The organism is Lysinibacillus sp. fls2-241-R2A-57 (genome assembly GCF_030209535.1).
In the GTDB taxonomy this organism is placed as follows: Bacteria; Bacillota; Bacilli; order Bacillales_A; family Planococcaceae; genus Lysinibacillus.
Genome location: NZ_JARVRU010000080.1, coordinates 1 through 26,658, shown reverse-complemented (window position 1 = coordinate 26,658; position 26,658 = coordinate 1). Strand labels below are relative to the sequence as shown.

23 protein-coding genes, 1 pseudogene and 1 riboswitch are annotated in these 26,658 nt (G+C 38.5%); of the genes and pseudogenes, 11 read left to right on the top strand and 13 right to left on the bottom strand.

What is annotated here, in order from left to right; all coding sequences use genetic code 11:
• Positions 1–93 precede the first annotated feature (93 nt).
• Complete coding sequence (locus QRN68_RS13790; protein ID WP_285397469.1) at positions 94–576, top strand: hypothetical protein; 483 nt, start codon at positions 94–96, stop codon at positions 574–576.
• Between the two features lie 178 nt (positions 577–754).
• On the opposite strand, the gene QRN68_RS13785 is transcribed toward QRN68_RS13790, so the two are convergent.
• Positions 755–1,219 (bottom strand): VOC family protein, encoded by a 465-nt coding sequence (locus tag QRN68_RS13785; RefSeq protein WP_285397468.1) that lies wholly within the window; start codon positions 1,217–1,219, stop codon positions 755–757.
• 153 nt (positions 1,220–1,372) lie between these two features.
• On the opposite strand from QRN68_RS13785, the gene QRN68_RS13780 reads away from it, so the two are divergent.
• Positions 1,373–1,825, top strand: a complete 453-nt coding sequence (locus tag QRN68_RS13780; protein WP_285397467.1) for an Lrp/AsnC family transcriptional regulator — start codon at positions 1,373–1,375, stop codon at positions 1,823–1,825.
• A gap of 10 nt (positions 1,826–1,835) precedes the next feature.
• Positions 1,836–1,973 (top strand): annotated as a pseudogene (locus QRN68_RS13775) (tyrosine-type recombinase/integrase); the annotation flags it as partial.
• A 314-nt stretch (positions 1,974–2,287) separates the two neighbouring features.
• On the opposite strand, the gene QRN68_RS13770 reads toward QRN68_RS13775, so the two are convergent.
• Positions 2,288–2,791 (bottom strand): hypothetical protein, encoded by a 504-nt coding sequence (locus QRN68_RS13770; protein WP_285397466.1) that lies wholly within the window; start codon positions 2,789–2,791, stop codon positions 2,288–2,290.
• A gap of 832 nt (positions 2,792–3,623) precedes the next feature.
• Here QRN68_RS13770 and QRN68_RS13765 point away from each other — a divergent pair.
• The 6 genes from QRN68_RS13765 to QRN68_RS13740 all read left to right on the top strand — a co-directional run bounded on the left by QRN68_RS13765 (position 3,624) and on the right by QRN68_RS13740 (position 9,366).
• A complete protein-coding gene (locus QRN68_RS13765) occupies positions 3,624–4,166 on the top strand; it encodes a helix-turn-helix domain-containing protein (RefSeq protein WP_285397465.1) in 543 nt (180 codons plus the stop codon).
• 17 nt (positions 4,167–4,183) lie between these two features.
• Positions 4,184–5,290, top strand: coding sequence for an ABC transporter ATP-binding protein (locus QRN68_RS13760; protein ID WP_285397464.1), 1,107 nt, complete (start codon positions 4,184–4,186; stop codon positions 5,288–5,290).
• Positions 5,280–6,092, top strand: coding sequence for an ABC transporter permease (locus QRN68_RS13755; RefSeq protein ID WP_285397463.1), 813 nt, complete (start codon positions 5,280–5,282; stop codon positions 6,090–6,092). Before QRN68_RS13760 ends, QRN68_RS13755 begins: the two co-directional genes overlap by 11 nt.
• Positions 6,089–6,886: an ABC transporter permease gene (locus tag QRN68_RS13750; protein WP_285397462.1), complete on the top strand. Its 798-nt coding sequence runs from the start codon at positions 6,089–6,091 to the stop codon at positions 6,884–6,886. Before QRN68_RS13755 ends, QRN68_RS13750 begins: the two co-directional genes overlap by 4 nt.
• The gene (locus QRN68_RS13745; RefSeq protein WP_285397461.1) at positions 6,883–7,956 is read left to right on the top strand and encodes an ABC transporter substrate-binding protein; all 1,074 of its coding nucleotides are present in this window, start codon (positions 6,883–6,885) and stop codon (positions 7,954–7,956) included. The genes QRN68_RS13750 and QRN68_RS13745 overlap by 4 nt, the downstream gene beginning before the upstream one ends.
• Positions 7,957–8,169: 213 nt before the next feature.
• Positions 8,170–9,366, top strand: coding sequence for an MFS transporter (locus QRN68_RS13740; RefSeq protein ID WP_285397460.1), 1,197 nt, complete (start codon positions 8,170–8,172; stop codon positions 9,364–9,366).
• Positions 9,367–9,741: 375 nt separating this feature from the next.
• Here the strand turns inward: QRN68_RS13740 and QRN68_RS13735 are convergent, their stop codons facing one another.
• Positions 9,742–11,541, bottom strand: coding sequence for a glycerophosphodiester phosphodiesterase (locus tag QRN68_RS13735; protein WP_285397459.1), 1,800 nt, complete (start codon positions 11,539–11,541; stop codon positions 9,742–9,744).
• A 440-nt stretch (positions 11,542–11,981) separates the two neighbouring features.
• A riboswitch (TPP riboswitch) is annotated at positions 11,982–12,089 on the top strand.
• Between the two features lie 91 nt (positions 12,090–12,180).
• Here QRN68_RS13735 and QRN68_RS13730 point away from each other — a divergent pair.
• A complete protein-coding gene (locus tag QRN68_RS13730) occupies positions 12,181–12,669 on the top strand; it encodes a hypothetical protein (RefSeq protein WP_285397458.1) in 489 nt (162 codons plus the stop codon).
• 33 nt (positions 12,670–12,702) lie between these two features.
• The gene (thiW, locus tag QRN68_RS13725; RefSeq protein WP_285397457.1) at positions 12,703–13,203 is read left to right on the top strand and encodes an energy coupling factor transporter S component ThiW; all 501 of its coding nucleotides are present in this window, start codon (positions 12,703–12,705) and stop codon (positions 13,201–13,203) included.
• A 76-nt stretch (positions 13,204–13,279) separates the two neighbouring features.
• Here the strand turns inward: thiW and QRN68_RS13720 are convergent, their stop codons facing one another.
• From QRN68_RS13720 to QRN68_RS13675, 10 genes are all read right to left on the bottom strand, one after another.
• On the bottom strand, positions 13,280–13,741 hold the full coding sequence (locus tag QRN68_RS13720; protein ID WP_285397456.1) for an EVE domain-containing protein: 462 nt from the start codon (positions 13,739–13,741) through the stop codon (positions 13,280–13,282).
• A gap of 41 nt (positions 13,742–13,782) precedes the next feature.
• Positions 13,783–14,214 (bottom strand): MarR family winged helix-turn-helix transcriptional regulator, encoded by a 432-nt coding sequence (locus QRN68_RS13715; RefSeq protein WP_285397455.1) that lies wholly within the window; start codon positions 14,212–14,214, stop codon positions 13,783–13,785.
• A 341-nt stretch (positions 14,215–14,555) separates the two neighbouring features.
• Positions 14,556–17,153, bottom strand: coding sequence for a VWA domain-containing protein (locus QRN68_RS13710; RefSeq protein ID WP_285397454.1), 2,598 nt, complete (start codon positions 17,151–17,153; stop codon positions 14,556–14,558).
• On the bottom strand, positions 17,137–18,882 hold the full coding sequence (locus QRN68_RS13705) for a vWA domain-containing protein (protein WP_285397453.1): 1,746 nt from the start codon (positions 18,880–18,882) through the stop codon (positions 17,137–17,139). Before QRN68_RS13705 ends, QRN68_RS13710 begins: the two co-directional genes overlap by 17 nt.
• Before the next feature lie 11 nt (positions 18,883–18,893).
• Positions 18,894–19,769: a DUF58 domain-containing protein gene (locus tag QRN68_RS13700; RefSeq protein WP_285397452.1), complete on the bottom strand. Its 876-nt coding sequence runs from the start codon at positions 19,767–19,769 to the stop codon at positions 18,894–18,896.
• Complete coding sequence (locus QRN68_RS13695) at positions 19,766–20,761, bottom strand: AAA family ATPase (protein WP_285397451.1); 996 nt, start codon at positions 20,759–20,761, stop codon at positions 19,766–19,768. Before QRN68_RS13695 ends, QRN68_RS13700 begins: the two co-directional genes overlap by 4 nt.
• 11 nt (positions 20,762–20,772) lie before the next feature.
• Entirely contained in the window at positions 20,773–22,221 is a 1,449-nt protein-coding gene (locus tag QRN68_RS13690; RefSeq protein ID WP_285397450.1) for a hypothetical protein, read from the bottom strand.
• 12 nt (positions 22,222–22,233) lie between these two features.
• The gene (locus tag QRN68_RS13685) at positions 22,234–23,085 is read right to left on the bottom strand and encodes an ABC transporter permease (RefSeq protein WP_285397449.1); all 852 of its coding nucleotides are present in this window, start codon (positions 23,083–23,085) and stop codon (positions 22,234–22,236) included.
• A complete protein-coding gene (locus QRN68_RS13680) occupies positions 23,082–24,017 on the bottom strand; it encodes an ABC transporter ATP-binding protein (protein WP_285397448.1) in 936 nt (311 codons plus the stop codon). Before QRN68_RS13680 ends, QRN68_RS13685 begins: the two co-directional genes overlap by 4 nt.
• Positions 24,017–26,410, bottom strand: coding sequence for a hypothetical protein (locus QRN68_RS13675; protein WP_285397447.1), 2,394 nt, complete (start codon positions 26,408–26,410; stop codon positions 24,017–24,019). The genes QRN68_RS13680 and QRN68_RS13675 overlap by 1 nt, the downstream gene beginning before the upstream one ends.
• Positions 26,411–26,658: the final 248 nt, after the last annotated feature.

Sequence of the window (26,658 nt, the reverse complement as noted above, 5' to 3'; positions counted from 1 at the left end):
ACAATTACTTAGATCTTGGTAACGTAAAATTATTATCATAATAAACAATGATTGGGTAATAATATGTTTATCTTATAAAACTGGGGTGAAATAATGAAAACAATGCTACTAACATTGGGTGTCTTATCCAGTTTCCTTCTTATATCCTTTTTACCAACTGAAACATCAAACCAAAGAACGTCAGCCTCAGAAACCTCTACACCTAAATTAGAATATCCAGATAATCAAAGTAAAACTTTTATCGAAGAAGATGAATTCTATAACAAATTAGATAAAAACATCTACGAAGAGTATAAAGATGCTGCATTCAGTATGAGAAAAAAAATCTCCTTTAAAGAGGTAGCAGATACAGAACTAGTATTCAAATTGAAAACTAAACTCGGTACAGAAAAAATAGATAATCTAAACTCGCCTCATATTCATTCCAATCGCCAAGTATATTTTATGGGTTCTTTTCATCAAAATGAAAAAGAAGAATGCCATAAATATGTAGTAATAGACGCTGAAACACAAAAGGTACTTCTTAGAGGAGACCAATATCATCTGTACGATAATCCTTATAAGCAAACAAACTAAGCCACCATAAAAAACTTGGTGGTTTTTATATTAGTTTCTTACTCGAACATCCAGTCTTTCTTACATTAACCTGCTCCGTTCGTTCAATAAAGGAAAAAAGGGCTGCCTATGCAACTCAATGATCTTTAAGTGGCAATCTAGGATAGAAAAAGTCTTAGAATGCCACTACCTTATTGAACTACTGCACTGAACTATGGGACTCTATATCAAAATCCACATCCTGAATAAATTCGATAACCTCTCCATTAGGACTGTGGATTAGAGCGTTTCTGATAATAAGAGGAGGCTCTCCGAGAGTTAGATTGTCTGCTTCCACATAAGGTTTTGCCCCATGAGCAAGTGCCGTTTGAAACGCTTTGTCGACATCTTCCACATAAAACGCTAGGTGAAGCATAGCTCCGTAAGCAACTTCCTCTTCCGACCGCGCTTTCTTCCCTTGTGCTGGAATGACAGCATCGTCATCAAAAACCTCGAGACATGTTCGGCCATCGGGAGAGATCAGCATCGAAGCTTCCTTGATATGAAACGAAGGAAGGCTCCAATGATGTCCACGCTTAAATCCCAATGCTTCAATGTAAAACCGGATTGTTGCCGGATAATCTTTTGCCTGAATTGCAATATGAGCAAGACCTTTGATATTCAAATATCATTTCCCCTTTCTGATGAATTTAGTATAGAATAGTGTTGCAAGGAAATACATACAATAAAAAAGGAGATTATCGCTTTACACTTTCCAAAAATAACGAAAATCGATTAATTTTATTCATTTTTGAAAATGCATTTGGAGGAATTATATATGGAACATTGGATGGATGAAACTGATTACCACATCATGCGTCTTCTTCAGCAGAATGCACGTATTTCCATTTCACAAATAAGTAAAGATGTGTCCATGTCCCAGCCCTCGGTAAGGGAACGAATAAAAAGGCTTGAGGAGAAAGACATCATCTCGGGTTATACGGTAACCTTTCGCCATCAGGCGCTAGGCCGAGGGACCACGGCATTCTTTCTTATTAAAACAGAGCAATGTCAAGCACTGGTGGATTTTTGCGAACGAAATCCCGTTGTAACTGATATGTTTCGAATTAGTGGTGAATACAATTATATGATCAAGATTCAGACTGCTTCCATAGAGGATATTGGTCAATTTCAAGATTCTATTATAAAGTTCGGACCGTCCAAGTCCCTTATCAGCTTGAAAAACCTGATTGAGAATCGAATTCTACTAGAGGCACCATTCTCAAAATAGACACAGCTATGCAACTCATTTGTTGAACAATGGAGCTCCCATAGAAGTCATACAAAGTCTTATGGGACACGAGAAAAGCGAAACAACTAGGATCTACGCTCAATTAAGCGGGAGGCTAAGGAAAGAGTATTATCAGAAGTACTTTTAAATGTAAAAGGAGCAATGTCTTAAAAGACTTTGCTCCACTTGACTAAAGCACCCGTTAGCCATCCATGTAGCGCAAAAACAAGCGCTACACCACAGAAAATGAAAGATGATTACGTTCTTTCACGGGAGCTTAATAAGAAACTTACTTCCTTTTTAGTATTTTTGATTAAAAACATAGCCCACCAAACAATTAAACCTATATGGTTTCAATGGGCATTTAGCCATTTCTTAAACGAATTGACTACGTTCGTTGAACACTCCATGAAAAAAGAAAGCACAACCCCGCCTTTTATAAAGATAGTATAAATACGCATATTATCTAGTTGTGTAGGGAAGTAACTCTACCTTGACCTTCAGTTTAATATCTATAGGCGACTCTTCCTCTTCTACAACGTAAGATATGACATAAGCGCCTTCGGGGAATCCGTCAAACACCTTTTCAAAACTTTCTTTACTGTCTAAAACACCACTTGTTACAAGTGTTTCTTTATCTATATTTCGAATTTTGAATAAAAAGCTTTCAGTACCGGTATTTAATAAGGATATTTTAAATGGCATATCACCAGAATAAGTAAAATAAGATTTACTTTCACCTATTGGAGACGCTATTTCTTCATCAATCTCAAGAGGATGAAAACCTCCTCCTTGATATTTCTCCATCTCTGTGACATCTAAGATAACAGGTTCTTTTTTTACAACTTCTAACGCTTCTTGTGACGCTTCTTTTGAAGATGGTTCTTCTGTTTGAGATGAAAATGCATTACACCCTGATAAGAGTATAATAAAAGTACATATACAAGCTAATTTATAAATCCTCATAACTTCTCCTACCCAAATGGTTAATACTTATAATTATACCATAAATTAAACATCAACTTAACATCTCCCACTTGATTTGACTGAGATAATTAATATAAATTACATTTTCTTCTTCATACAGATAGGTAAGCCTTTGAAATTATCGCCAGCTTTTCCCCCTGTCGACACTTGCCTTTCAGCAATCCTCCTATTTCGTGCTTTGGCACTTATAAGGAAACGTTTCGCACAGTACATTTCTTCACAATCTCAAAGTGATATTATCACAAATTTCCAATCATAAAACCTCACCTCTAAAAATCTATAGAGGTGAGATTTTTTTAATCAAACTTTATTACAAATTATCAATCTTTATAATAAATGATCAAACTTTTTTATAAAGCTACATCGCACAGTTAAAACATTTGTTGCTGTCGCTTCGCTTTCGCACAGAGCAAGCTTCCTAGAGGGTCCAATGAGCCGCTTGGGCCAAAACGACGTTGGTCACGAAGGCGTTATCACAAGACGCGATACTTTTAGCTTTCGTTCCTCTACTTGCTCGCTCCAAAGTCTCATCCATGACGCTAATCTCCAAGATGTCGCCCAGCTGGAACGAATTATCAACCTATATACACGGAAAATGTCCTCCACAACTTTTGATGATGAGCCATTTTTTTCACGCGTCATTTATGTATAATTTCTAAAAATTTTATCTACTTTTTTTTCATCGAAAACGATTGCAAATTCTTTATTATTATGTATAATTGTAATGGTTTTAGTAAACTAAAAGTTTCGTTAAAGTAAACTTCATATTTCAAAAGTTTATGATTGCTAAACTTCTTCTAGGAGGGAAAAGATGCAAATAGGAGCAAAAATCAAAGGGCTTCGTTTAAAAAAAGGTCTTACCCAAGAGGAACTTGGAGAACGTACAGATTTAAGTAAGGGGTATATTTCACAATTAGAGCGTGATCTTAATTCCCCTTCCATTGAAACGCTATTTTCAATATTAGAAGTTTTAGGGTCAACACCAAAAGAATTTTTCGATGATGAAGTACCTGAACAAAAGGTTGTATATACAGAAGAAGATCAATCCACATATACAGACGAAGAAAAAAAATATGAAATCCAATGGCTTATTCCTACATCTAATGAAAAAGAGATGGAGCCAATATTCTTGACACTTGCTGCTGATGGCGAGTTCAAACATTTTGAACCCTCGCTCTCGGAAACATTTATTTATGTTGTCAAAGGGCGTATTCGTCTCGTTTTAGGAGATGAACAGTATATAGCAAGTGAAGGCAATGCTCTCTATTTTGATGCGACAGATCATCATCAAATTTTTAACGCACATGCTGCGGAAACAAAAATTTTACTCGTCGCAACGGATTCATATTTATAGCTTAAGGAGGCGCATCTATGACAACGAATTCAATTATCCGCTTTGAAAATGTTTCAAAGTCCTTTAATGACGGCACGGTCGTCTTAAAAAACATTAACTTGGAGCTAGAAAAAGGGAAGTTCTATACACTACTAGGTCCTTCTGGTTGTGGTAAAACAACGATTTTACGTATTATTGCTGGTTTCACAGAACCGACGACAGGAGAAATCTATTTTCACGATAAAAAAATCAACTCAGTGCCAGCAAATGAACGCCAAGTAAACACTGTTTTTCAGGATTATGCGCTATTTCCTCATTTGAATGTTTTTGAAAATGTAGCATTTGGACTTCGCATTAAAAAACTTCCTGAAAATGAAATTAAAGATCGTGTTGCCGAGGCACTAAAATTCGTAAACCTAGCAGGCTACGGCAATCGTGAAATTTCAGAGATGTCTGGTGGTCAACGTCAACGTGTTGCTATTGCTCGTGCAATTGTGAATGATCCTGAAGTGATTTTACTAGATGAGCCTCTTTCTGCATTAGATTTAAAACTACGTACTGAAATGCAGTATGAACTACGAGAATTACAACAACGCCTTGGGAAAACATTCGTCTTCGTCACACACGATCAGGAAGAAGCACTTGCTATGAGTGATGAAATATTTGTCTTAAGTGAAGGTGAAATTCAACAATCAGGTACACCAGTAGATATTTATGATGAACCGATTAACCGCTTCGTTGCTGATTTTATTGGTGAATCAAATATTGTTCCTGGCGTAATGATTGAAGATTTTAAAGTAGAATTTGCCGGTAAAGTTTTTGAATGTGTCGACCAAGGAATGAAGCCAAATGAAAAAATCGATATTGTCATTCGCCCAGAGGATTTGGAAATGACAACAATCGATAAAGGTAAACTTGTCGTGAAAGTTGATACTCAATTGTTCCGTGGGGTGCATTATGAATTATCCACGTATGACAAAGATGGAAATGAATGGCTCGTACATTCATTAAAAAAAGCTGAAGTAGGGACAGAAATTGGCTTAGACTTTGATCCAGAAGCCATTCATGTAATGCGTTTAAATGAGACAGAAGAAGAGTTCGATAAACGTTTAGAAGCATATGGAGAAGACGAAGATGCAAACTAAGACATCTAAATCAGCTTTATTTCCATATGTTTTATGGATTGCATTGTTTGTTATCGCGCCAATTGCACTTGTTGTTTACTATTCCCTACTAGATATACATGGCAATTTCACGCTCGATAACTATAAAGCGTTCTTTTCTTCTGTATATTTAAAAATGACATTAAGTTCATTCTGGTATGCGTTTTTAATTACGTTCTTTACGTTACTTATTTCGTATCCAACAGCTTATTTTTTAACTAAAACGAAACATAAGCAGCTTTGGCTTTTACTAATAATTATTCCTTCTTGGATTAATCTTTTGTTAAAGACATATGCTTTTATCGGGATTTTCGGCTTGTACGGCCCGATCAATGCATTTATCGAAGTGTTTGGCTTTGATCCGAAGCAAATGCTATTTACTGATATTAGCTTTGTATTCGTATCCGTTTATATTTTTATTCCATTTATGATTTTACCGATTTTCAACTCATTGGATCGTTTAAATCCGACTCTTGTTTACGCTGCACGTGATTTAGGAGCATCTGCCTTTACTACATTCCGTCGCGTTGTGTTACCTCTAACAATGGACGGTGTTAAATCAGGTATTCAAGTTGTCTTTATCCCTGCATTATCACTCTTCATGATTACTCGTTTAATTGCAGGGAACCGTGTCATTACACTTGGTACAGCTATTGAACAGCAATTCCTTGTAACTCAAAACTGGGGAATGGGTTCAACAATTGCCGTTTTCTTAATTTTATTCATGGTGATCGTTATGTTAATTACAGGACAAAAAAAGGATAAAGGAGGTCGCGTACGATGAAAAAACTTTCTGCATCAGCAAGAGTGTATTTAGCGATTGTTTTTATCGTCTTGTATGCACCTATCTTCTATTTAATCTTTTATTCGTTCAATAGTGGCGGATCAATGAATAATTTTGAGTCCTTCACGTTAGAACATTATAAAGCTGTCTTTGAGGATTCACGTCTACTCGTTATTCTAATTAACACAGTTATCGTGGCATTACTTTCGGCATTGATTTCTACAATCATCGGAACGCTAGGAGCCATTGGCATTGTCACTGTTAAAAATTCAAAAATGCGCAATACACTACTTTCTTTAAACAATGTGTTAATTGTTAGCCCAGACGTTATTATTGGTGCAAGCTTTTTAATTTTATTTACGATGATTGGCGTTAAACTAGGCTTTGCTTCTGTGTTATTAGCACATGTAGCATTCAGTGTCCCAATTGTTGTACTGATGGTCTTACCGAAACTGTTAGAAATGAATAAATCATTAATCGACGCTGCATTAGATTTAGGAGCAACGAAAAAAGATGTGATGATGCGTGTTATTTTACCGTATATTCAGCCCGGTATTTTTGCAGGGTTCTTTCTTGCCTTAACGTATTCTCTAGATGATTTCGCGGTAACGTTTTTCGTGACAGGTAACGGCTTCAGTACATTATCTGTTGAAATTTACTCTATGGCACGTGCCGGTATTTCCTTAACAGTTAATGCAATTTCTGGTTTAGTATTCCTTGTTACGGTTATCGTCGTAATTGGCTATTATTTCATTACAAGCCGCGTTAGTAAAAGAACGGAGGGACAACAATGAAGCAATTAATTCAAGCTACCATCGCTATACTTGTCGTTTCCGCCCTTTTGTTCTATGCTGCTGATGCCTTGAGTGCTAGTGGTGGGAAAAGTGGAAAAAATACGTTAACGATTTTTAACTGGGGAGAATATATCGATCCTGATTTGCTGAAGCAATTTGAAAAAGAAACAGGCATTCATGTCATATACGAGACGTTTGATTCCAATGAAGCGATGATGACAAAAATTAAACAAGGTGGTACAGCTTACGATATTGCCATACCTTCTGAATATATGATTGAAAAAATGAAGGAAGAAAACTTACTTATTCCTTTAGATAAAACAAAAATCCCTAACTTAAAAAATATCGATCCTTATTTTTTAGATTTACCATTTGATGAGAACAATAAATATTCTGTTCCATATTTCTGGGGAACAGTCGGCATTGTCTATAATCCAAAGCTCGTTGGAGATCTAGACTTCTCTTCTTGGGAGGACTTATGGGACCCTTCATTAAAACGTAAAGTCTTTTTAGTGGACGGGGCACGTGAGGTAATCGGTATGGGCTTAAACAATCTTGGCTACTCACTGAACTCTTTAAATGACCATGAGCTACGTGAAGCTACTGATAAACTAATTACATTGGCACCAAATGTCAAAGCTATTCTCGGGGATGAAATTACGCCGCTGATGATTAATAATGAAGCAGCTGTGGCACTCACTTGGTCTGGGCAAGCAGCTGACATGTTATCAGAAAATGAGGAGCTAGACTTTGCTGTACCAAAGGAAGGCTCGAACTTATGGTTTGATAGTATGGTCATTCCGAAAACTTCAAAAAATATAGATGGTGCCCATGCCTTCATTAATTTTATGCTGAAAGCAGAATCAGGTGCTAAAAATGCTGATTTCGTAGGGTACTCTACTCCAAATATTGCAGCAATGAAATTAATGGATAAGGCAGTTGTATCTGATGAGCGCTTCTATCCCACTGAAGAACAGCGCAAAAAATTAGAAGTTTATAAAAACCTAGGCCCTGATTATTTAGGCAAATACAATGAGCTGTTTTTAGAATTTAAAATGAGTATTCGATAACCTCGGCTGTTCTCACGTTGCTAACGTTGAGAACAGCTTTTTTCGTTTAGTTACGGTTTAGTTAGAGGTACTACTTAGGGGCAGTATTTATTTTAACAATAAGAGTCCCCATAACTTTACCAGCGAATCTTTTATTTCAGACTTCTAGTCAATAGCAATGGTACAAGCCTTATGGTAGACTGTAATATATTTGAATAAAGAAGGGGGTATTCGATGACCCAGCAGAAGTCTAATAAGGCGGCTTTGTATATTTTAATGTTTAATATGTTTATAGCAATGGGGAGTATTGGAATTATTATTCCTGTCATGCCTGAGTATTTAAAACTATTTGGTGCTGCAGGACAAATCCTTGGAATGTTGATTGCAACTTTCGCCTTAGCGCAATTCGTATTTTCTCCAATTGCTGGGAATCTTTCGGATCAATATGGTCGAAAAAATCTTATTATTTTCGGTCTTATCGTTACAGGACTTGCACAAATTGGTTTCGGGCTTTCTACTGATGTGTGGATGCTCTTCTTGGCACGCTTTTTAGGTGGCCTTGGATCTGCGTTTGTTGCACCTCCTATCATGGCTTTTGTGGCAGACATTACAACTTATGAAGAACGAGGTAAAGGGATGGGTATGCTTGGGGCAGCAATGTCTTTTGGTTTTATGATTGGACCAGGCATTGGTGGATTCCTATCAAAAGTTAGTTTACACTTCCCATTCTATACTGCTGGATGTGCAGCTATCTTAGCAGCTATTTTATCGTTCTTTTTATTACCTGCTACAAAACCAAATAAAGCGCAAAAAGCAAAGAAGCAAGACAACCTTGCGAAGCAAATGGTACGTTCAGTACATATGCCTTACTTTGTAATGCTCATTATTATGATGGTATTCTCATTTGGGATTGCTAACTTCCAAACAACATTATCATTATTTGTTACAGACAAATTTAATTACACACCTACAGATATCGCTATTATCTTAGTTGTTGGTGGAGCATTTGGTGTTGTTGTCCAAATGTTTGTGATTACGCCACTCTTTAAGCGCTTCGGCGAAATGAAAGTAGTGTTAGTTAATTTATTTATTGCATCCGTATCGATTTTCTTAATATTATTTGTGTCTGGCTTTGCACTTATTTTAGTTGTAGCGACAATCTTCTCTACTGCTACGACATTGATTCGCCCAGCTGTCAACACATTGATTTCGAAGCTTGCTGAGAATGAGCAAGGCTTTGCAGCTGGTCTGAACAATGCATATATGAGTCTTGGTAATATGATTGGTCCAGCTTTAGCAGGTATATTATTTGATTGGAATATGAACAGCCCTTATATTTTCGGGTCTATTATTTTAATGGCTTGCTTCTTCCTTGCCCTTATTTGGACAATGAAAAAAGCACCACACCTTTTGCATCCTGATACAGAATAGGTTGAAAATTCATTGACTATTTTTGGTAGTATGACCCCAACCATTAAATAACTCGTTGAACAATATATATGGGAAAATTATATTCATTTGCCGTATGAGAAAGGTTTTTTAAGAATTTACCAACTTTATCAAATGTCATCTACCGGAACATTCTATCGTGTAGAGTGTGGATATGATAGTCTTGCAACAAATACGTATGATAACATCTTTCGGTCATTGGGATTTATATACACAAGAAATAGCAAAAGTTGCAGGCTGAGGGTCATGATGTACAACTATAGATAACGCAAAACACCCGGTATTTAGGCCTCGCGCTAAATACCGGGTGTTCGTGCTTTATTCAAAAAGGAGCAGATGATATTTTCATTTCCGACTCTATTCTTTATGTAGCATTTGAACGGTCTCCTTTGCGTCACTGACAATGTCCGTTATGATGCCATCCACACCTAACGTATAGAAGTGTTCAACGCTGTTCACATCATTCACAGTCCAAACATAAATCGGCTTACCGATCATTTTCGCTGAACTAATCAATCGAGGACTGGCAAAAGACTCTTCGACGACGAAGAAATCTGCTTCGAACTGATTGAGCGAAGTGAATGTAGCGAATATGACATACCCGACTGTTAAATCCGGTGCAGCCTTCTTTACTTCCTTTACGAGCTCATAATCTAAGCTCTGGAAAATGACCTGTTGTTCTGCCTTATGTCTACGAATCGTATCGACTAAGACAGGGACAAAGTCCTTCTCATGTCCATGTGTTTTGAGCTCCACATTAAGTTTGATTTTACCTTTCGTACGCTCCAACACCTCATCAAGAGATGGCACATTATCTTGGAACTTGCCTACTTGCAGCGATATTTGTTGAAGCTGGGCGAGGGAAAGATCAAAAACATTCACATCTCTGCCGGACAGTCGTTTCAAATTCTCATCATGGATGACCGCAAGCTTGCCATCTTTCGTCTGTAGAATATCGAGCTCGATATAATCGGCACCTGTCCGAATAGCGCCTTCGAAGGCACCCATTGTATTCTCTATGCCTGAAGTAATGTCGCCCCGATGAGCCATAATGATAAACTCCTCATTGGCTTCCCCCCAATCAGTCAACAGGGTGGTTGCTCCCCAGCCTATAACAATAAGAATGAGCATTCCGAACGCAGTCAGCGCTGCACGATAACGTCGCATGAGCGAACGCTGCATATCGCGTCCTTTCCAGACAGAAGCATCGACTCCATCGGTATCAATATTCACACGGTCATGGCCTTGATAGCGTACATATAGCAGGGTGATAATAGTAATGAACATTGGAGTCATAATCGGTGTCGCGATATACAAACCAAAGCTCAGCGTGATGCCAATAGTAATCATTAATCTGGAATCGCCATCTCCACTAGGAAGGAGAAACACGATTAGGCTGATTAGACAGATAAGTAGAATGAACAGCAACAGGAAGATTAATGCCCATTCAAACACAGCTCTAACTAATGACCACTTACTACGCCAGAACAATTGCTTGCTCTCGCGAACGGCGTTCCAGAATTGATACTTGCCTTCCAATACCATAATCGGCAGAGCATAGATACAGATTAAGTTCAATGCCAGGATAAGCAGTCCAACGATAACAAGAACGATCGTTCCGAAGGTTGTCTTCATCAGCTCGCCCGTAATAAAGTTCGGAACCGTCATATTCGGCAATAGTGTTCCGCTGATGTTGACATCAAGTAGCGGGAACAGGAGCAATAAATAGAGAGCAAGTCCAAAAACTCCGACGCGCCATAAACCTGGTAAGCTAGAGATTGCCTTGAACAATACGGGGCGGATTCGTGCGCGCTTCTCTTGAATCCCATAATAGGCAATATAGAAGAGCACAGTAAACTCTGTGTAAATGAGCATTATGGCAATTGGCACCATTACCAGTACACTAAGTAGGCCATATTTGCTGAACAAGAAGCGCAGAAGGTCATGATTGGCGGCCGCTTGGAAGCCCCCAACAGCCAGTAATTTGTTAAAAATTATGGATAATAACGGGATAAATACACTTATCGTTAGCAGTTTGTATACCAATTCAAATAAAAGAAAAGGACGGTACGCATACTTCCACACCCTTAAAATATCCCTCGTCATCTGAAAAGGCATGAATTTTAAACGATTCGTATTGGTTTGTTTAGTATTCATGGTTTTGGTTTTCCTTTAGTTAGTATCGCGGTGCATATCTCATTATATATCTACACATTTCCTCCAACAATACTGTATAGTGATAATGCACACGAAACGGAGAGACTTAATACATAAAAAGGCGACAGATTATTCATCACATGATAAAACCCCTACAAATCTCTTCATAAGTTGGTCGTCGTACTCTGTAAGCTCCGTACATACTGAACTTTTGATTGCGCTTCAACTCAGTTCTTCACTTGAAAGATGTCTCTCTATTTTTTGAGCGTGACACTTTTAGACCATCCCTTGAGTATGTAGGAGTTCTAGCTCCATTCTTTCAAGTGTGCTAAAATGTTAAGTAACTATGATTAATTTCTCCTGTTAAAACTCCTTGTATATCAAGGAAAACAGGCTGTCTTTACTACATTATTATTAGAAAATTAAAGAGTTAAACCCATTATTACCACTAGGGGAGTCTTTAAAAGGCTGAGACGTATATTGTCATATACGGACCCTTTGAACCTGATCTAGTTCACACTAGCGGAGGGAAGTGGCGACACTTGCTTTTTACTATGTAAATGCAAGGCCGCTTCCTATGTTTTTAGGGAGCGGCCTTTTTAGGTTTTATATTGTTGTCGGGTTTTTTACGCTGTAGCGGTGGAATTTTTTTGTTTACCGGCGCTTTTCTCTGTTTTAGCGGCGGATTTCACTGCTTTACCGGCGCTTTTCACAGTTTTAGTGGCGGAATTCTCTGATTTACCGGCGCTTCTCACCCTTTTAGCGGCGGATTTCTCTGATTTACCGGCGCTTTTTACTGTTTTAGCGGCGGATTTCTCTGGTTTACCGGCGCTTTTCTCTGTTTTAGCGGCGGATCTCACTGATTTACCGGCGCTTTTCTCTGCTTTACCGGCGGAATTCACTAGTTTACCGGCGCTTCTCACCCTTTTAGCGGCGGAATTCTCTGATTTACCGGCGCTTTTCTCTGTTTTAGCGGCGGATCTCACTAGTTTACCGGCGCTTCTCACCCTTTTAGCGGCGGATTTCTCTGTTTTAGCGGCGGATTTCTCTGATTTACCGGCGCTTTTCTCTGTTTTAGCGGCGGAACTCCCTAGTTTACCGGCGGAACACCAAATTTACCGTTATTAACGATTAAATTCATATTTTAAAGGAGTGGAAATTATGTCAATTCGAAAATTAACAATCATGGCCTTACTAGTAGCTATTGCCGTAGCAGGTTCTAGCTTTGTCTCAATACCAACGGGAATTGCACGTGCCTACCCTGTACAGCATGCCATTAATGTTATTGGCGCTATCATTCTTGGACCAGTGCCTACTGTTATGGTCGCCTTTGTCACAGCAATTATTCGTATTTTAACAGGCACAGGCTCATTATTAGCTATACCCGGCAGTGTCATTGGTGCTTTATGTGCAGCTCTAGCCTATAAATACAGCGGCAAGCAGTGGCTAGCAGGTGTCGGTGAAATATTCGGGACAGGTATTATTGCCTCACTCATTGCAGTACCTTACGCACACTTATTAATGGGGACATCCGTTGCTGCTTTATTTTTCATGCCAGCCTTTTTAACTTCAAGTACTATTGGTGCTGTCTTAGGCATTGTCATTGCTAGCAATTTGCGTAAAACAGTATTTGTAACTAACCTTAACACTCTGCTTAAATAATGATTGGTTGCAATATAAAAACGTTACTTCTTAATGGCAATTCATTAAGAAAGTAACGTTTTTTATCCAACTAAATTCATCCATACTTCAACGGTAATCCCATTTCATGAGCAATTAGTAAAAAGTCTTTTTTGCTTATTTCAAAATGACCAAATCTGAATTTATAACCATATTTCGATTTATCTTCTACAAATTCTAAATAATCTAAGATCCTTTTTATCGGTACAGCCTTTGCCTCTTTATAAAAGTCTATATCTCTTCTAAAAGGAATAAAATTTTCTGCCATTTGGAACTCGTATATTCGCTCGTCTTTTATTCTTCCAATTGCGGTAAATGCTCTTACAGGCTCGTTACCATCTAGACTTTTTTTAGGAGAATAATAAATGATCCAATCTCCTTTTTGCATTCGTTTCAAAGGTCTTTCTTTACCGTGGCATAACTGGCCGAATCCTCCCTCAACCCCTTTTTGAACATGATTGAGAGATACCACGCCAATCCAATATTTAGGGTCTCTTTCAATCGTAGGATATTGAGACATAGCTTTCATCTCCTTTTATTTTGGCATCATCGTTAATGATTTTACTTTTCCTGTGCACGATTTTCATATACTTTTGTCAATATGCCTTTCAATTGCTCTTTTTCTTCTAATGAAAGTACATTTAAAACTTCATTCTCAGAAATCGCAAGGGTCTTCAACAATTCTTCTGCCAAATTTTCACCCTGTTCCGTAAGGCATATTAAATTCTCTCTTCTATTTTCTTGATTTTTCTCCCTGTAAACATATTTTCTTTCTTCTAGACTATCGATAAAAAAGCGGACACTATTTTTATCCAACTTTAAAATCTGCCCTATTTGAATTTGGCTAAGTTTTTTTTCTTTTACAGCCATCATGATCCCGACTTCTCTGGATTTCATTTGAAATTTTTCGCTAATATATTTCTCGAGATTTTCTTCTAAAGCCTCTGCTAGTTTAAAACTTAGAAAACCAAAAGAATTCATTATATTGGTCATGTTTGATCCCCCAAATATATAGTACTTTAAAATGATAGTAATATTTTATTACTTTCATCTATTATTACATTTGTGTATATTATTTACAAGGTAAATTTTGCTTACCACAAAAAAATCTCTAATTTCGAGAAAGTAGCGATCTGAAATTAGCCCATCATAATAGCGTGGGGTGGATTGCCGTTTCGCATACGCTCCATTGGTCAGATGGTCAAATCACATAAACCCCAAAGAATCCCCCAGTCTCCACTCCTAACAAATATCATCCCCAACTCTTGATAATGGCCCAATGACAAAAAAACGATAGCTCATGCTATAAAGCAATGAACCATCGTTTTAAATTTCTAAGGCCTTTTTTTCATGCCCTTTAATAGCTGGGCAACATTTGTGTCCTCTGCTTGTATTGGTTTTTCCTCAACAAGTTGTTCTTTTTTCTTCGGCCTTGTTAGGAAGCCCCAACCAAAGCGTCGAATGGTAATATCGGTGAAGAACAGTAGCATACCTGCTAATAAAAGCCATGTTGCAATATTTTGGCGTTCCGCACCTTCATTAGTAAATTCGCGGAATACTTCGTTCGGCTCTTTCAAAACGGAGCCGCCTGTTTGCTTTGTTAGCTCTTTCACTAGCTGATCATTCACTGGACGTAATTCATACTCAGCACTGTAAGGTACACTTAAGCCTGCCTGGTAAATCGTCTGTTTTTCATCGGCAATGCGGAAGAAGATTAGTCCCGGTTCTGCTTGTACGACTGCTCGAACTTGTGATGCTGAAATTGTTTCCAGCTGTGTTTCAAGTTCTTCGCCCGCCTCATTGACAGCAACGATATCTAAAAATGCCGCTTCATTTGTTGGGTCAGTGATGACAAATGATCCGTCTGACTCTAGACGTACATCATAAGCAACATCGTTATAGCTTGGTAGCATTTGCGAAATAAGCGTTTGCCAAAATGTGCCCCAATTCTGCCATCTTGCCCAGTCTCCTGTCCATTTTCCTGTTGAATCAGAAGTAAAGGCGAATGTTTTGCCAAGACCATATTGCCATTGTGCTAACACCGGATCTTCTTTCTCGCTTTCCGCAATAACAGTCGCTCCCTGCTTGGCTGTCGTACCAATATAAGCATTCATTTGAGGTACACCATTCGTAAATAACGTATTCCATCCAGATGCATTAAATATAGTTGGATAGAATGGGTTATCCTCAATATATGTGCGTGAAATCATGGCCGTTTCACGAGATAAAATAGAAGGGATCGTCTGCTCATCAACAACATCGTAGAAACGTCCACTTCCCATCTCGCTAAGTGCTTCCAGTAAATTAGCATCTGCATCCTGACCAATTGCTACCGTCGATAGTGTAATACCTTTCTCTTTACCCTGTGCAATTAAATCCTCATAATTCCCTGACTGTGACTGACCATCAGTTAATAGAATAATATGCTTACGCTGTAGCTTTAAATCAGCTAGATTTTCATAGGCTTTAGCTAGTGATCCATATATTTCGGTGCCACCACCTGGCGTAACAGATAAAATCGTGTCCACAGCTTCTTCCTTTTTGCCTAGTGGTCCTGTCTCAATTATTTCCCAAGGTCGGTCATCAAAGGCAATAAACCCTAGCGTATCCTCATCTCGTAGCATTTCGACTGAACGAGCGGCCGCTTCCTTAGCGAGCTCTAGTTTTGCTCCAGACATACTTCCAGAGCGGTCTAGTACAATCACCAATCCTAATGATGGTAATTGCTCCTTACCTTTAATCTCCATTTCAACAGGTAGTAAAGTTTCGATTGGCGTTTTAAAATAGCCACCTAAGCCAAAGCTATTTTCACCACCGACCATTGTAAAGCCGACACCAAAGTTTTTTACTGCCTGTTCAATGACATTCATTTTTGCCTCGCCTACTAAATGCCCTGGCACATTATCAAAAATGATGGCATTGTATTGTAAATAACTAGAAAGCTCATTTGGCAAACTTTTAGCATCCACAACATCGTAGGAGATTGATTGACTGCCAAGTGCTACAGCAATTGGTGATGCTTTGTCATAGCCATTAACAATTAATAAATGTGGTTCACTTTGCACCATCGTGACGCTTGTTAATTTATTATTTTCAAAAATGGCGTCCTGTCCAACCTGCACGAGTGCCTCATATTTTACAAGCCCTTCTGCTGTTGCTGCATGTTTATACGTAAATACGTTGGAACCTTCAGCAAGTTCCACTGCCTCACGATGAATAAGCTCATCATTTTCGTATAATAATAGCTCACCTTGCCCCGCCTCAGTTGCATTAATTTCTGTGACTAACTGCTGCTGTTCACCTACATAGGCAACTTGTGGGGTTACAAAGCTTTTCAGTGATACATCGTTAGTAACAGGTTGGTTAAATGGCACTACATCCACACTAATATTTGACCCTTTAAACTTTGATGCAAATTCTAAGGCATCTCCTTTTGTTTCATTGCCATCAGTTAAGAGTACAAGTCGTGTTGCTTTTTTCGGATCAACAATACCTGAAGCGAGCTGCAGGCTTTGTTCAATATTTGTTTGATCTGTCTCCTTTATAGCTGTAAACTTCGGCACTTCCTTTAAAGAATTCGATAAAATGGCTTCCGTTTGTAATGTCGATGAAAAAGAATAGATCCCAGTTAGCTGTTCATCTTTTTTCGACTGCAAACTTTCCTCTATAAACTGAGCCATCTCATCATCTGTTCCATTCATTGAAGCAGAACGGTCAACTAAAAACAGTACTTGTTCTTCCTTTACAGGTAATAAAATATAGGGCCCAGCAAGCGCAAAAACCAAGCAGCATATCGCCACAATACGAATACCTAGTACGGCGATATGACTCTTTTTTAGTTGCTGACGTTCACGCCAATAGGTCCACCCAAAATACATAAGCAATGGAAGTAAAAGCAACAATGCTAATGGCATATCAATTCGTAAATCCACGACGTCGTTGCACCTCCCACTCTAAAACAAGTAATACTAAAATAATGAGGATGAGCCAAGGTACGAACGAAGTTTTTGATATCTCTTCCTTCCCATCGTCTGGAAGCTCTCCAAGCGTATAACTTGTCCCTTTTTCAATGACACATTCTTGAGCATGAAGCTGTACGATGAAGCGCTTTTCTTCATTATTTGAGCGTGCTGTATAAATCCCTGGCTTCATCGGTGCTGTTAATAAACCATTCATAATGGATGATAAAAACTCATCATCCTGTGAATACACACTCCAATCACCTTGCGCTAAAGCAACTGCTCGTTGTTCATTTGGTGTAAAAATACCGAGTGAACCAATTGATTCTGAAAGCTGCTGTTCAGCACTCCATAAAAATAATGGAAATGAAGGATGTAGCGGCCAATCTGTATCAGCAATATCCGCTAATATAACAATATCTCCTTCTGGTGAGCGCTGTATAAATGGCTGATCGCCAACTGATGCAAGCGTTTGATAGCCATCGAATCCTGGATATACAGCACTAATATAAATATCTTTTAGCTCACTGAATGCAAACAATGCGTCGCTCGTTGTACTGACTTCCCCAGTTGCTTCAACCTTTTTAGCATCATCACGTCCAAATAATACAATCGGCTTGTCCATCTTTTCGAGTAGCGCCGTTTGATTTGTCACAACTGTTGCATCTTTATTGTCCGCTACTTGTAAGGACGGAACAATTTTCACAGCACTATTAATCGTTTGAAAACCTTTTTGAATAAGTTGATGCATGCTTTGATCGACAACTACTTTTGAAGTAGCTGTTTGTAGCAATACGGTTTGTGAATTATCGACTACATAATCATCATTAGTATCTATCCTAGCAGTCATCGTATTTTCTAACGGTAAGTCTTTAAATGTTTTCTTTACAGTTTCATTTGGCGGTAATGTGACACTCTCTGCAACTATCTCATTACCTTTCTCATTTGCTAGCGAAAGTGTTACTTTTTGCTCTTGGTCAGTATCATTTTGTAGCTGCACGAGCGCCATCGTAGATTGCCCATCTGTAGTAGCAGCAAAACGTGTAATTGCAATATTTGTTAAATCCTTAGTAGACCCTTTTACGATCCACTTCACCGTATCCTTTTCCATCGGTAATCGCTTTTTATCGAGCGTATCCGTAAAGACGTAAATAGATGTTGGTGTGTCACCGACAAATGCTTGTGCCGCATCAAGTGCCTTATGCATCTGATCTGTTTCATAGGTTACTTGCAACTCTTGAATAGCCTTTTCAATTGCTTTTGTATTCGTTTCTTGCTGTAGTATAGCTTTTGGTGTATTGCCTGTTGTAATGAGTGTTACAGGTCTTCCATCAAGCTCATTTACTAATGACAGCATTTCCTTTTTATGTTGATCAAATGTTGACTGCTCTTTCCCTGCTAACATCGTTGCAGATGTGTCCACAACAAAAATCGTTTGAGCCCCAACAATTGTTGATTTTTTTACATAAGGATTCATTAGTGCGAGTACAAGTAAAATAAGTGCTAGCAGTTGTAAATAAAGCAGTGCATTTTTTTGTAAATGTTTTAAGTACGGTGATACACGTGTTTCTTGCATAATTTCCGACCAAAAAAGTGTCGAGGATACGGTTTGATCGGTATATTTTTTTCGAAAGAAATAATATAGAAGGACAATGACCGGGATGATGGCCGTCCAGCTAAAAAGTATTTGACTAAAGCCCAATACGGCTCACCTCACCTAATCCAATGTGCTTTTAATAATTGTTGAAAGATGGCGTGCTGTAAGCCATCCTCTACTTTAAGCTGTAATTGTCGAACACCGAAGCGCCGACAAATTGCTTCAAATTCCTCTTCGTGTAATAAACGTCTTGCCTTGTATGTGTCCAGAACTCTTGAAGACATCGTAACATTCACATCTCTGCCAGTTTCACGATCGAGTAAACGTACATCACCATTGTATTCGGGTGATATTTCTTCCTGCGTCACAATTTGCAAAATACGTACGTCCCCTGCAAAACGTGGTAGCCGTTTTAAAAGTTGCTCCCACTCCTCGATTGGTTCTAGTCCATCAGTAACAATAAATAGCACTGTACTATCTTTAGGCAATGCTTTTAAAGCTCCCTGTGCAAAGCTATTTGTATAAGTTGCTTCCTCGATTTCTGTGACCACCTGTAAAAAGGCACGACGATACATGGCACCTTTACGACGAAACGGTGGCTTCATCTCATCCTGTACAAAAGAAAATGATAAGCGATCATCACGGCCTAGCACCATTAAGCCAAGTGAGGCGACAATTTGCCGGGCAAAAGTCCATTTTTCATGATCGCCCATAGATTTAGTTGTATCTAGCAAAATGTGTACGCGCATCTCTTGTTCATCTAAAAAACGTTTAATGAAGTATTTATCCGTTCTCGCAAAGACGTTCCAATCGACCTGACGTACATCATCACCTAAATGATACTCACGAAAATCTGAGAAATCGAGCGATGCCCCGAAGCGTTGCGAACGGTGCGAGCCCTTATGCTGCCCACGTAATTTGGAGGCCGTCGCCACTTGGAAGCGACTGATTTTCGCTAACCAATCCTCGGGCAATAATAATTTTTGCGTCACCTGCTAACACCTTGTTGTACCTTTTCTAAAATTACGTCAATCACATCGTCTGCTGTTTTGCCTGAAGCCTCCCCTTCATAGTTCAACAACATACGATGGCGTAAAACTGGCTTAGCAACAGATTTAATATCTGCCACAGAAACGTGGAAACGTCCATTCATAAGCGCCCTTGCCTTCGCTAATTTGATTAAACTTTGTAAACCACGTGGCCCACTACCGTACATGGCATATCGCTTGACCTCATCAATTGCATCCACTCTTTCAGGATGAGTAGCTACAATAAGATCCGTCGCAAATTCTAGCATTTCATCAGCGACAAGCACTTCCTTCACCATTTGCTGTGCTTCAATAAGCCCGTCCGTATTCATAACCTTCTGTAAATTAACTTCCTTCGCGCCTGTTGTACGCTTCATAATTTCCATTAGCTCACTTTTCTCAGGGTACGGTACAAGAATTTTACATAGGAAACGGTCCATTTGTGCTTCTGGTAAAGGGTACGTTCCTTCCATCTCAATTGGGTTTTGCGTTGCTAACACGAAGAATGGTCTTGCCATCTTCTTTGTATCTCCCAAAATCGTTACCGTTTTTTCCCCCATCGCTTCCAACAACGCACTTTGTGTTTTTGGCGTAGCTCGGTTAATCTCATCCGCTAATACCATTTGACTAAAAATTGGACCTGGCTGGAACGAAAACTGCTGCTTGCCATCTGGTGTGCGCTCAATCATACTTGTCCCTGTAATATCCGCCGGCATTAAATCCGGTGTAAATTGAATACGTGAAAATGATAAATCTAGTACTTCAGAAATTGTACGGATTAACATCGTTTTCCCTAAACCTGGCAAGCCCTCTAATAATGCGTGCCCATCAGCAAGAACTGCATATAATGTATAATCAATTGCTTCCTCTTGCCCAACGATAAAGTGATGAATTTCTTCCTTTACTTGTTGTAATTTCGTACTCATCTCAACATACTGTTGCTCTGTAAATGCCATTCTTTTTCCTCCTACTGCGACTCAATTGACGTGAAATATGATTGCACGACATTTTGTAAATCCTTCGGTAATTGTAATCGTTCTGAGCTTTCTAAATAGCTATCTTTATAGGAGCCTATAACTTCCTCATATGGGCGGATAGAACCTTTAGTAATGGGGCCATTTCCTTGTTGTTCCGAAATATTCGAGCCATCTCCTAATGCTCCGCCATCAACTGAAGTCTGACTAGAGCCACCGATTCTATTCGGTGTCGTTAATAAATCGCGGCCACCCTGTCCTGTTCCTGCACCTTGACCACCTGAACCAGTGCCTTGACCTGAACCATTACCATTTCCTTGTCCCTGGCCCTGTCCATTGCCCTGGCCTTGTCCTTGACCTTGACCATTGCCCTGTCCTTGTTGTTTGCTTTGATTCGATCCTTGTGCCTGACCATTACCACTAGCCTGTTGGGAACCATTTTGAGAATTATTTTGGCCTTGCTGCCCGGTTTGACCTTGCTGATTGCTCGGCTGTGAATTCGCTGATGAATTTTGATTTTGATTAGTATTGTTTTGCTGATTGTTATTTGCACTATTAGCACTCGCAATAGCATTTTGTAGAGTATTGCTGGCAGGTTTCCCTAGCTTGCTCATAGCTGTCTGAGTAGCATTGGCATTTTGCGTTAGCTCCTGTTGCATTTGGGCAAGCTCCTTCAATTGCTCCACTTCTTCTTTTGATAAGCCTTGCTCTTCAGAAGCGCCCTCTTTACTAGCAGTTTGCTTATCTTTTAATTGCTGTTCCTTCAAGGAAAGCTCCTTTTGCTTTTTCACGACTTCGCGTAATGCCTCTTCAGCTGTTTCTGCCTCTTTTAACGTATTTTGCAATTCCTTCAATTGCTCTTTCACTTCTTTTGTTTCTGTTTTTTTCTCTAGTTTAGCTACTTCCTTCTTTACGTCTTCGATAACAGCTTTTTCCTTTTCCACCTCAATAGCTTCAATTTGCGTAGCCGCTGGAAACATATAAAGAATTGCCAGTCCAACAGCTGTTACGAATAGACCAACTAAAGCTTTTGGCCGAAACAAATTTTTCTTTCGAGCTTTAAAACTCGCAAACGCATTTTCGACGCTTTGCATTGCTTTATTTACCAAAGATTGAACAAGTGGATCCTTATCGTCCTCGAACGATAAGGCTGTCACCAGTTCATTGTGAGAAAAATAATCATCCAGTGTATGCAATGCTTCCTTTTCTTTTACACGCTTCCACCACATAAACAGCACTGTTGCTAGTATGACAACGAGAAAGACAGCAAAAGCTGTTTCGCGATAATACGGCCAAACAAATAGCCTTGAAACGAGGAAGAGGGAAGCACTCGAAAGCAATGCCAAAAACAAGCCGTACTGTGCAATAGGAATGCTTCTTTCTACTGTTAAACTCGTCTTTGCACGTTGAATATATTTTCGTAATTGCTTACGATGCTCCATAAGTTTTCCTCCTCATCGGTTACTTTTCATATTGGCACGTAATTTTTTAATGGCAATTGTTAAACAAAGAACAATAATCAATGAATAAGCTATTAAATAAGCAATCCATACAGGTAATTTCACTCCCGAAAGTTGCGCTAAAGCATCGCCCATGTCTGGTGAAATAAGCGTTAGCATCAATGCACCTGGATTAATAGAAGCCCAGAAATACGTCATATAAGAAGTGGTAGTACCAACGGCATTAACATTACCCATTTGATGGAAGGCCATTGTTAAAAAGAAGAAAAATGCCGTAATGCCACCTAAAAAGATAATCGAGCCGTACGTAGAAATCATTGCGACAATTGTTCGTTTGGTAATCGTTGAAAACATAACACCAATACTACCTATTGCTACAACTGTTAATAAGTAAAATAAAAATATCGAAATTAATTGAGACGGCGATACGCCACCAAATAAAAATACTAAACTATATAATGGAAGCCCTGCGATGAGCATTAATACTAAAAATGCTACAGAAGATAGTAACTTTCCAATGACGATTTGCGTAGAGCTTTGTGTCGTTGTTAGTAAAATATTTAACGTTTGCTTTTCCCTTTCGCTACTTATTGCACCAGCAGTTAAGCTTGGTGTAATAAAAAGAACAAGAGCCATTTGTAAAATTGTTAATACCGCAAACATCAAAAAACTTGTTTCTGGTCTAAAGAATCCTTTACCTGTGAATTCAGTTGTTAATAGTAAAAACCCTGCGATAAAAATACAAATAACCGCTAAATAAAACATTAAACCTGAAAAGCTTTTAAAAGAACGGAAGCGTAACTTCAATTCTTTTACGAGTACCGGATTATAAAATCGTTCCATCATTGATTGTCCGCTCCCTTCGTAATAGCCATAAAGACATCCTCTAAATCTTTTTCCTCTTCACTTAACGCATAAATAGGTAAATCTGCAAGTATCGCTTTTTTCAACAATGCCACCTGATCAGCATCTGTTCCGCGATAATTAAAGGCTATTTCTAAGCGACTATCTATCAAATCTATAGAAGATATCAGTGGATCTTCCTCTAAAAATGCACGCACCTCATTTAACTGATCCGTTACTTTTATCACAATACGCTTCTCCCCCTGTAGCTGAGCTTGAATAGAAGCCACATTGCCATGAGCGATCAGTTTGCCATTATCAATTACACCGATTTCATCGCACATTTCTGCAAGCTCAGGCAAAATATGAGAGGAGATTAAAATCGTTTTACCCATAGATTTTAAATTTCGTAAAATATCACGCATTTCTACACGTGCACGTGGGTCTAATCCTGATGCAGGCTCATCTAAAATCAATACCTTGGGATCATGGATAAGAGCACGTGCTAAACATAGGCGCTGCTTCATCCCACGCGACAGTAAATCTACATAGTCATAACGTTTATTCGTTAAATTCACAAGTTCTAGCAACTGAGGAATCAATACTTTACGCTCAGCTGCACCAATGCCATAACTTGCACCATAAAAATCTAAATATTCATCTACTTTTAACTGATCATATACACCAAAGAAATCGGGCATATAGCCAATTAGCTTTCGAACTTCCTTCGGTTCCTTAATAACACTTTTCCCATTAATAAGCGCATCACCAGAGGTTGGAGACAACAGGGTTGCTAATATTGAAAATGTAGTCGATTTACCAGCCCCATTGGCACCTACAAAGCCAAATACTACCCCTTCCTCCAATGATAGATTTAATTGATCTAGTGCTGTAAAGGAGCCATACCTTTTTGTTAAATCACGAATTTCAATCATTATTTCGCCACTCCCTTCAGCTCTACATCTGGTAATTTTGTTGGCTCACCTGTTTGATCTGGTCCGAATTTAATTTCAATAAGTAACTCATTATTTTCATTGAAATATTTTGTAATGTTATCTGTAAACACCTGTTTCGTATCTACCAATGGCTCATATTTTTTCGTTTCGTTATTCCAAATCGATAGCTCCATACGGTTAACATCTTTATTTGAAATCGTCAGTTCGTTTAATGCTTGAACTGCATTCATAAAATTATCTGGCATCACAATTGATACTTCATATAAACCGTCAGACAAGGACCAATTGTTTAACTGTTCATCTATTTTTTCGAAATACGAATTAGGAGATTTCGGGTTTACTGAATACGTAAAATTGTTACGCTTCATCGTAAATGGACCTGATAGCTCTACTTTGCCGTCAAATGGCTGAACAAAATATGAAATTGGTGACATATTGGCACTTGTTTCTAGCTCAACCCCAGCAATTGCTTGATCTGCCCAAGCAGTAACGACAGGTTTCATTTCATTTTCTACGAGCGGTAGTGCCAAAGATTTCATACGATCGATCCGTTGAGGATCCACTTCTTCCTTCTTCGATGGATAATTATAATTGTAACTAGTAAAAGTTGATGGCTTTTGAAGAACTGTTGCTGTTAGCTCCTCGTCGACTTTAAGTGTTTCATTCGCTTCAATGTCGCCAAGTTGAACTTCTTTAATGCCAGAGATTAAAGTAACATCCTTTAGGGCAAACGGGAAATTGTTCTTAATTGTCCCAGTCAGCTTTTCATTTTTTAACGTAATATCAATATCCATCTTGCCAATATTTTGTGGCGTCGTCTTCCCTGCAAACGATTGAACAGACCAATAGTTCAAATCGCGTAGTGTTAATGTTGAACCATTCGCATTTTCTTTAATATAGGATGATTCATGTAAATCTCCCATTGTCCCCGTAAAATCATTGTTCTTTCGGAAAGCAAGTGCACTTGAATCCTTATCTGTGTTAACAACAAAATCACCGCTACGATTTGTTAAAATAGACTCCACATAATAACCATTTAGGCTACTATCGTTATTTATTTTATAAAATGCTGATTGCTGAATTTGCGGTTGTAAAATTCGATCTTTAGCACCAAAAACGAATAGAGCAATAGATAACACAACTGATATTGCAGGTATAATCCACCACGCATGCTCACGCTTATCCATTTTCTTTAAGATAAAATATAAAATAGGTCCGATAACGACAATATATAAAATGATAACAATTAACATATAGCTAACAGATACTTCAAATGAAGGGAATAATTCATTTACATTACGAAGTTCATATGAAATTTGGTCCATTGTTGACTGACCATTAACCATAGTCCCTTGTTGCTGAACATTTTGAATATTTAACACCTTCGATATCAATGCTGCGTAGCCATCCATAGAAGCAAGTGGTTGATCCCCTAAAGAAAAGGTTGTTTGAATAATTTCCCCACTGCCCACTTTTTTCTTAGACGCTAAAATCGTCTTGTTATCTGTTAATACAGGAATACTTCCTTGATTTTCAGTCGCTGTATAAACGGAAATTGGTTGAGTAAAAATTCCGCCCCCAGATAATTTTGATAGGCTATCTGCAGAAACTGATGTCGTTTGCTGTGATAATGCAAGTGGTAAATAATCCTTGAAAATACCTGCTGTTGCATTTACTTGATCAGCAGCTCCGAACAATAATGTTCCGCCATCCTGCACCCACTTTAGTAAAGACTCTTGTTGCTTTTGCGATAAATCAGCAACAGCCATTTCATCGATGGCGATAACGTTCGCCATTGCATATCCTTGTGCATCCTCCGGCAATGTATAGTCCTTAATTTGATTTAAATTGAAAACTTCAACATTACTTTGAGGAGCAGATTGAGCTAGACGCAAAAATGCTGATAAACGATCGCTTTTATCTGTTAATGTATAAATAAAAACGGATGAAGGATCTAAAAAGTTTGCTTGTAGCTGCTTTGTTCCTTTATAAGCAACCTTTTTTCCCTTTTCAATACTTCCTTCATAAAATGCAAACACATCTGCATTCGAATAATTATAGTCAGCTAACCCATCTATATAAAGATTGAATGTTTTTTCTTCTCCTGCAGCTATATCTATTGGAAGCACTAGGGCTGATGCAACCTCAAAGGAACGGGAAGCATTGATGGCCATATCTCCCGAAAAATCTGCACCATTATTTTTTACTGTTACTTGAAGTGGCACAACTGATTGGTATTTAGCTTTACCTGATATCCCTACCTTAGCTTGTACCTCTAAAGTAGCAGACGCTTTTGCCTGATCTATAGGCAGAATAAAGCTAATAACAAGCATGAATAATAGTATGAGTGCCGTTATATTCGTTTTTTTCAAAAGCTCAACCCCTTTTCTGTAAATTGATAATATAAATAATTATACGATTAAAATCGCATTTTGTTCCATTTCTTATGATATCTTCAAGAATATTCATAAACTCTTAAGAATTTGCTAACCACCAAAACGTGTGGTTAATTTCCGTTCCGACTGGGCGACTCCTTGGGGATTAGCGTTACAGATAAGACCCTGTGGCGAGCATGTAGAGGAACGAAGACTAAGAGCATCACATCCTGGATTTATCGAAA